The organism is Microcoleus sp. PH2017_35_SFW_U_B (assembly GCF_020737865.1).
Lineage (GTDB): Bacteria > Cyanobacteriota > Cyanobacteriia > Cyanobacteriales > Microcoleaceae > Microcoleus.
Map to the genome: position 1 here is coordinate 1 of NZ_JAEQDE010000170.1, position 7,642 is coordinate 7,642.

At 47.6% G+C, this 7,642-nt stretch carries 6 protein-coding genes and 1 pseudogene; 4 read left to right on the plus strand and 3 right to left on the minus strand.

Annotated elements, in window-relative coordinates:
- Window positions 1-454: 454 nt before the first annotated feature.
- The 3 genes from JGK36_RS32735 to JGK36_RS32745 all read left to right on the plus strand — a co-directional run bounded on the left by JGK36_RS32735 (window position 455) and on the right by JGK36_RS32745 (window position 2,504).
- Complete coding sequence (locus JGK36_RS32735) at window positions 455-1,012, plus strand: NUDIX hydrolase (RefSeq protein WP_293199272.1); 558 nt, start codon at window positions 455-457, stop codon at window positions 1,010-1,012.
- A 62-nt stretch (window positions 1,013-1,074) separates the two neighbouring features.
- Window positions 1,075-1,812, plus strand: a complete 738-nt coding sequence (locus tag JGK36_RS32740; protein ID WP_293199275.1) for an ATP-binding cassette domain-containing protein — start codon at window positions 1,075-1,077, stop codon at window positions 1,810-1,812.
- Window positions 1,813-1,853: 41 nt separating this feature from the next.
- Window positions 1,854-2,504, plus strand: coding sequence for an ABC transporter permease (locus JGK36_RS32745; protein ID WP_293186994.1), 651 nt, complete (start codon window positions 1,854-1,856; stop codon window positions 2,502-2,504).
- Between the two features lie 136 nt (window positions 2,505-2,640).
- Here JGK36_RS32745 and JGK36_RS32750 read toward each other — a convergent pair whose 3' ends face one another.
- The 3 genes from JGK36_RS32750 to JGK36_RS32760 are packed head-to-tail and all read right to left on the minus strand — an operon-like array spanning window position 2,641 to window position 6,806.
- Entirely contained in the window at window positions 2,641-5,937 is a 3,297-nt protein-coding gene (locus JGK36_RS32750) for a PAS domain-containing protein (protein WP_293199277.1), read from the minus strand.
- Window positions 5,934-6,158 carry a hypothetical protein gene (locus JGK36_RS32755; RefSeq protein ID WP_293186992.1) on the minus strand — a complete coding sequence of 75 codons (225 nt, stop codon included), beginning with the start codon at window positions 6,156-6,158 and terminating at the stop codon, window positions 5,934-5,936. Before JGK36_RS32755 ends, JGK36_RS32750 begins: the two co-directional genes overlap by 4 nt.
- Before the next feature lie 36 nt (window positions 6,159-6,194).
- Window positions 6,195-6,806 carry a DUF1802 family protein gene (locus tag JGK36_RS32760; RefSeq protein WP_293199279.1) on the minus strand — a complete coding sequence of 204 codons (612 nt, stop codon included), beginning with the start codon at window positions 6,804-6,806 and terminating at the stop codon, window positions 6,195-6,197.
- A 125-nt stretch (window positions 6,807-6,931) separates the two neighbouring features.
- On the opposite strand from JGK36_RS32760, the pseudogene JGK36_RS32765 reads away from it, so the two are divergent.
- Window positions 6,932-7,543 (plus strand): annotated as a pseudogene (locus tag JGK36_RS32765) (aldo/keto reductase); the annotation flags it as partial.
- Window positions 7,544-7,642: the final 99 nt, after the last annotated feature.

Consider the following 7,642-nt stretch of genomic DNA (forward strand, 5'->3'; position numbering starts at 1 on the left):
ATTCCTGTAGTTTTAGGACTGTGGACTAAAATTACTAACGTAGATGTCTAACATTGACTACTTTTGGGTAGCTTTGTCCATGTTTTTACGAGCGGTTTCAACAACTCATCACCAAAGGCGCAGATCAACTTAGATTATGTAGTCTATGATACTGAATTTTCTTGGGTTCTGTGTGCTATTGTAGCAAAAATTTACAATCTAGATCGAAAAATCGGGTCAAAGCTGAAAAGACCGATCGACTATTTGGGCGATCGACAGCGATCGATTACCATAGCAAAAAACATCTAATTCACAGCAACCGCCAAGACGGTTATGAGGTTCCCTCTTCCTTATTGCCTCTTCCTTATTCCTTCCATCCTTTACATCCTTTACATCCGTTTCACAATCCGTTGCCGAACTTCCTTCTTGCTTCGGTCAACTGTCAACTGTCAACTGTCAACTGTCAACTGTCAACATGAACCCAACCGAAAAATCTCACTGGAAAACCCTAGATAGATTTGTAGAAATCAACTCTCATTGGGTAAAACTAATTGGCGAACATCTCGAAACAACCGAAGGACAAATAGTCGAATATTGGCGAGTAGAAAGAGCAGATTCCGTTGTAATTTTAACAATTCAAGCTGACAAATTGCTGTTTCCCGCACCGATGTACCGCCCCGGCGTGGCATCCACAACCCTTGACTTTCCAGGCGGTCGCGTACCAGAAGCCACAACACCAGCAGCCGCAGTTCCAGCTATAATCAAAAAAGAACTAGGCGTGACAGAAAGTGCGATCGCCCGCATCCAACCAATCAACACCACAGGCTGGGAAATCAACAGTTCATTCTCCAATCAAAAACTCTACGGTTTTGTAGCAGAATTGCACCCCACAGCCACAGTAAACCCCGAACTAATCGGTGCTGCATATCCTGTAACCCCCGACGGAATTCGCGACTTGCTCAAAAAATTAACTTGCCTCCAATGTCGAGCATTATTGCTAGAATGGCAAAACCAAGTCGATTTGACATTTTAGATTTGGGATTTTCCCGTTGGCTGATTGACAATTTATTAAAACCAACATCACCGAAATGAATCATGGCTCTCAATCATGAAGTTGCTGTCGAATGCCTGGACGTTACATATCGCCTCAACCGCAGAAATTTAGTAGACAAACTCAATTTCAAGGTGTTCCAAGGAGAAATTTTAGTATTGCTGGGACGCAGCGGTAGCGGCAAAACTACTACCATGAAATTGATTAACAATTTACTGACACCAAGCAGCGGCGAAGTGCTTGTCATGGGAAAACCGACAACTCACTGGAACGCAATTCAACTGCGGCGAAAAATTGGCTACGTAATTCAAGAAATCGGTTTGTTTCCCCATTTTACCGTCGAGCAAAACGTTGGTTTAGTGCCGAAATTGGAAGGCTGGGAGGACGATCGCATAAAATATCGCGTCCACCAACTGTTAGAATTACTGAATCTCGACCCCCAGCACTTCGCCAAACGCTATCCCCATCAGTTATCCGGCGGACAGCGGCAGCGTGTAGGCGTCGCCAGAGCACTTGCAGCAGACCCTCCGCTGCTGTTAATGGACGAACCGTTTGGTGCTTTAGACCCCATTACTCGCTTGGAATTGCAGCGGGAATTCCGTCAATTACAGCAGCAACTAGGGAAAACTGTGATTTTTGTGACTCACGGAATTCAAGAAGCTTTTTTTTTAGCCTCTAAAATTGGTTTGATGCAAGATGGGCGATTGGTTGAATTTGCCGCGCCGGATCAATTTATTAAATCTCAGCATCCAGAAGCTCGCGCCTTTTTGGAATCTTTTTAATTAGCTAAATTGGAATGCTGTTAGCAATCATGAATTACGCAATGATTAATTTTATTAACCGCTATGGTGCTGAGATGGTTCAGAGGTCGATGGAACACTTGTATTTAGTAATAGTCGCGATTGTTATATCTACGATTGTGGGAATTCCTCTGGGGATTTTAGTTACTAGAAAACCCAAATTGAAAAAGCCGATTTTGGGATTTGCGAATATTATGCAAACAATTCCTAGTTTAGCTTTGTTTGGCTTGTTAATTCCGGTGCCGGTATTGGGCGGAATAGGCGATCGCACGGCAATCATCGCCCTGACACTCTATTCCCTACTGCCGATTATCCGCAACACTTACACGGGCATTGTCGGCGTCGATCGGGCGATTGTGATGGCCGGGACAGGCATGGGAATGACGGATATGCAACTGTTGTGGCAAGTGGAACTTCCCCTGGCGCTGGGCGTGATTCTGGCGGGCGTGCGAGTGGCTGCGGTAATTGCGATCGGGCTAGCAACTATTGCGGCGGCAATTGGTGCAGGTGGCTTGGGAGTCTTTATTTTTCGGGGCGTTGCTACAGTCAACAATCAGTTACTTTTGGCTGGGGCAATTCCGGCGGCTTTGATGGCCTTAGCTGCGGATTTTGGGCTGGGTTTCGTGGAAGCGCGTCTCTCGAAAAGTACATTGAAAGGTGTTAAAGATGACTGAATTTGTGATTGCTGAAATCGTGCACTATCTTAAGGTATGTAGTTGCGCTTCAGCGCTCCGATCTTATATATATTAAGAGAGCGATGAAGCGCAACAACGTACCTTAAGAGCGCTGAAGCGCAACTACGTACCATGTTTAAGCCGATCGCACTTCCTCTGCTAAATTCATCTCAGGTTCAGCCTTTAAAAGCGGCAAACTCACCCTAAAAATAGATCCCTGATTCTCGCCCGCACTCTCCGCAGCAATTGTCCCGCCGTGTGCTTCCACTAAATGGCGGACGATCGCCAATCCCAATCCCAGCCCGCCATATTTGCGCGTCAGAGACACATCTTCCTGGTAGAAAGAATCAAAAATAGATAGCAAAAAGTCAGGGTGGATGCCTTTACCAGTATCGCTGACGGCAATCAGCGCCCGATCCTCTGCGCGGGATCCGCTAACGCCCGATCGCTCCAGCCGAATCTCCACTCTGCCACCGTTAGGAGTAAACTTAATCGCATTAGAAAGCAAGTTCCAGACAATCTGCTGGAGTCGTACCGCATCGCCAGACACCAGCCCCAGATCCGGCACCATCGCATGAATCTCGATCGACTTCGCAGCGGCTGCCGTTTTCACAGTATCGATCGCAGATTCGACAGCCAAACTCAAATTCACCGGGGTGGGATTCAAGCTCAGTTTGCCGTGCATAATCCCCGCAATATCGAGCAAATCATCAATCAACTGAGTCTGCAATCTGGCATTGCGCTCGATCGTGTCTAAAGCTTTAGCAGTTTGAGCCGCATTCAAGGCTTGACTTTGCAGCAGTTGCGCCCACCCCAGGATCGGATTCAAGGGCGATCGCAATTCGTGAGAAAGCACAGCCAAAAATTCATCCTTAGCGCGGTTAGCTTTTTCCGCTGCTGCGCGCAGAGCTTTTTCCTGCTGCAAAATACTGTCGCGCTGCTCTTCCAAGCATTTTTTGTCTTCAATATCAGTTGCCGTACCAAACCATTTGACAACTCGATCCGATTCATTCTTGACGGGAATAGCTTGGTGCAAAAACCATCGATACACGCCGTCGCAGCGGCGCAATCGACCTTCGGCTTGATAAGGGCTGCCGTCTTGTTGAGCAGACATCCAACGATCGCCCATGGTAGAGACATCATCAGGATGGACAACTGCCGGCCAACCTTCAGCTTGAGCTCGTGCTACCGTCAACCCCGTAAAATCTAACCAGCGTTGGTTGACATCGAGCAATACCCCGTCAACGTTCGCTGTCCATACCAATTGCGGGATTGATTCCGTTAAATATCGATAGCGTTCTTCGCTTTGACGGATCTCTTTCTCAGCTTGTTTGCGATCGGTAATGTCGATCAGCGTTCCCACATAGCCAGTCACCGTTCCGTTACAGTCTAGGTAGGGCAGCGACTGGGTGTAGTACCAGGTAATGCTGCCGTCTGGCTGTACGTGCCTGCCTTCGTTCTGGTAAATTCCTCTGGGCTCGGGTTTTTGACACCATTGCAGCCATTCCCGGCTGAGTCGATCGCATTCGTCGGGATGCAAAGTTTGCACCCATCCCATCCCCAAGGCCTCTTCTACCGATCGGCCTGTCATTTCGCCCCAACGGCGGTTGACATAGAGACAGTTATTGTCAATATCAAACCGGAAAATGGCTGTTGGAGAGGCTTCTGCCAGAGTCGCAAACTGGCGCTCGCTTTCCTGCAAAGCGATTTCTGCTTGTTTGCGATCGGTAATATCCTCAGCAATCCCTGTGAACCGATAAATTTTTCCTGTCTCATCTTTGAGCGGAAAACAGCGGTCTCTCACCCAGCGTACAGTGCGATCGGGCAAAACAATCCGGTACTCTTCATCGAACTTTCCTTCAACAGCTTTCTGCTCAAACGCTCGGGCGTTCGATTCGCGGTGTTCCGGATGCACTAAATCCTGCCAAACCCGAGAGTCATCATACAAAGATTGGGGATTCAAGCCCCACAGCCGTTCGTAGGCAGGACTGACATAAAGCACTCGCCCCGAAGGGTAATCGGAAATCCAGAACACAGCATCGATGCTTTCTGCTAACTGGCGGAAGCGTTCTTCGCTTTCCCGTAAAATTGCTTCGGTGCGCTTCCGCTCTTGCAGTTCGTGTTGTGCTTGCTGATAAAGCTCAGCCTGCCGAATGGCAATGCTCACCTGCTGAGCCAACTGCTGAAGCAAATCAATTTCTAAGGGTTGCCACAGGCGCGGGGCGCCACAGTGATGGACAATCAGCAGTCCCCAGCACTGGTTTTCGTGCAGGATCGGTACGACTAGATTTGCCCTGATTTGAAATTGAGTCAGCAGTTCGATGTGACAAGGGTCGATCGAGCCATCATGAATATCTGTTTTTGCCGTCACCAATCCTTGACGGTAGGGTTCAAGATAACTGCTTGCCAAACAGGGATCGTAGATTTGGGAAGCTAGGATCGATCGCCAGTCTGGCCCCACAGATTCCGCTACCACAGTCCCGCCGCCATCTGAGTGCAAACGAAATACGATCGCCCGATCCGTGTCGAGAAACTGTCGCACTTCCTCTACGGTTGTTTGCAAAACGCGCTCTAAATCCAGCGATTGGTGAACTTGCTGGGCAATTAGGGCGATCGCCCGCTCTCGCTGCACTTGTTGCAGGCGTTCTGCTTCTGCCTGTTTAGACTGAGTGAGGTCTACTACTGTACCCAGGAGCCGCAGCGGTTTGCCAGCCCAGTCATAGTAAAGTTGCCCTTTAGCGCCTACCCAATGCAGCGAGTCATCGGCCCAGACAGCGCGAAATTCAACTTCATAGCTAATCCCTGTCTCAAGGGTAGTGGTTATAGCCTCGCCAATTATCTCGCGGTCTTCGGGATGTACGAGTTCGATAAAATCTTCATAACTTGCCGGATAAGTTCCCAGCGGTAGACCAAAAATCGGCCCTACCAGATTAGACCACACTACACAATTGTTAGGAATCTGCCATTCCCAAGTACCCATCCCAGCGGCTTTCAATGCTAAGTGCAAGCGTTCTTCGTTTTGTTGCAGCTTGGCGTGTAATTGCGCTTTGTCGATCGTCCCCTTCACCGCCATCCGCAAACTCTCCGGTGCGATTTGTTCTTTTATTAGATAGTCTTGGGCGCCGGCTTTGATGGCTTCGACTGCGATCGTCTCGTTCCCAACTCCGACCACAATTACAGGCAAATATCGCTGCGATACTATTTTGCTTCGCAGTTGGGCGATAAATTGCAAACCGTCCATATCTGGCAGCCGATTATCGAGCAACACCAGATCCGGCTGGTGTTGTTCCCACAGCGCCAAGCCTTCTTGCCCTAACGGCGCTGCGATTATTTTGTATTGGTACTCGCGATCGCGCAGCAGATACTGTCGGTACTTATGACAGTCTTCCGGGCTGCGATCGACAATCAAGACGGTGCGCTGGATCTGACTCATTGCAAACCTTCCTTGCAAGCGCGATCGATCTTCATGGCAATTTCACAGCACCCATCGTGTAAAGCCTGGATGCTTCCCTTCAATTGACGAACATTCATCGGAGCGATCGTACAGCTATTTGTAACAGATACTGGCAAAACATCAGCCAAACGCAGAAAGTCTATTTTTTGTACAGGCTTAAAAAGCACATCGTGGCTACCAATACCACAATACCAATACATTCTATCTACTTTCAACAAATTATAGGTGCATAAAGTTTAAACCGTCAGCGTTGTGATTTTCTGCAAACCATCCGCGTTCGGAGGATTCGCCATCAGATTGCGGATTTCATTTGAGCGTGCAATGTATTCTCGATCGCTTAAAACAGCTTCACTCCCCTCCAGAGAAATAGGACTTGCCAAATCAATCCAAGAACGACAACCGCCGTATTCAGAAATGTACTGAATTTCGGCTTTTTCTGCGAGGCGATAAGCCCGCAGCAATAAAATATAAATTGGCTGATTTTGTTTCCATTTCAGGCGGTCGCCGACAAATTTTTCATTCCAAATATGGTAGGGAAATAGCGCATTAATTGCTGGTTCCCAAGCCACCAAAAAAACATCAGTAATCTCAGCCCAACTGCCAATTCTAATAGTTTCCGGATGCCAACCAGATTCTACAGTTTTTACTTGACTTGCAAAATCTGGCTTTAATAAATCAGGTTGTTGGTGTTCAAAAGTTGGATACAGTAAAACTTGCTTGTCACTGACATTAAACTGTCCCGCTTGTTCGCGAATACCACCTTTTCGCAACAGCACAATCGTTCTGCCCCCTTCCAAAGCATTAACAGCTACATTCCATTCTTTCAGCGCGCGAGTAGTTGATTTCATAGGATTTATTTGGGTTTTAACAATAGTAACAAAATCGCTGATTCAAAGCTACTCTACCTACTTTTTTCTGTTAAAATTAGATAGATTGAGGGTGAATACTAAAAATCCAAATGAGGACTTAGGGTATGGAAAAGCGACAATTGGGTACATCAGAAATTCAAATTACCCCGATAATTATGGGGACTTGGCAAGCTGGGAAGCGGATGTGGGTGGGAATTGAGGATGCCGAAACTGTCAAAGCCATGCGCGCCGCTTTTGAGGCCGGTATTACCACCTTTGATACGGCTGAGGTGTACGGAGAAGGGCATTCGGAACAAATTATCGGTCAAGCACTTTCAGACGTGCGATCGCAAGTAGTTTATGCTAGCAAAGTTTTCGCCAACCACCTCAGACCAGATTTGGTAGTCGAAGCGTGCGATCGATCGCTAAAAAACCTCAACACCGATTATATCGACCTGTACCAAATCCACTGGCCCGCCGGCACTTGGAATTCCGAAGCCGTACCAATTGCCGAAACCATGGACGCCCTGAACAAATTAAAGCAACAGGGGAAGATTCGGGCGATCGGCGTTTCCAACTTTTCCCGCGCCCAAATAGCAGAAGCCGCCCAATACGGACGCATTGACAGCTTGCAACCGCCCTATTCTCTGTTTTGGCGCTGGGTAGAAAAAGACGCCATGCCCTACTGTACCGAAAATAATATCTCAATCATCGCCTATTCATCTCTAGCTCAAGGAAATTGATCTTAAAAAAATCAGAATGTTTGAGGATTGCATATCAGATGAAGGAAGATTTTAGGGAAATATATGAAACTAATTTAACTGTCAAAAAAGGGC

Excerpts from the sequence above, each read along its gene's own strand:
- JGK36_RS32745 (WP_293186994.1), top strand. The coding sequence starts at position 1,854 with ATGATTAATTTTATTAACCGCTATGGTGCTGAGATGGTTCAGAGGTCG.
- JGK36_RS32735 (WP_293199272.1), top strand. The coding sequence starts at position 455 with ATGAACCCAACCGAAAAATCTCACTGGAAAACCCTAGATAGATTTGTA.
- JGK36_RS32740 (WP_293199275.1), top strand. The coding sequence starts at position 1,075 with ATGGCTCTCAATCATGAAGTTGCTGTCGAATGCCTGGACGTTACATAT.
- JGK36_RS32750 (WP_293199277.1), bottom strand. The coding sequence starts at position 5,937 with ATGAGTCAGATCCAGCGCACCGTCTTGATTGTCGATCGCAGCCCGGAA.
- JGK36_RS32755 (WP_293186992.1), bottom strand. The coding sequence starts at position 6,158 with ATGTATTGGTATTGTGGTATTGGTAGCCACGATGTGCTTTTTAAGCCT.
- JGK36_RS32760 (WP_293199279.1), bottom strand. The coding sequence starts at position 6,806 with ATGAAATCAACTACTCGCGCGCTGAAAGAATGGAATGTAGCTGTTAAT.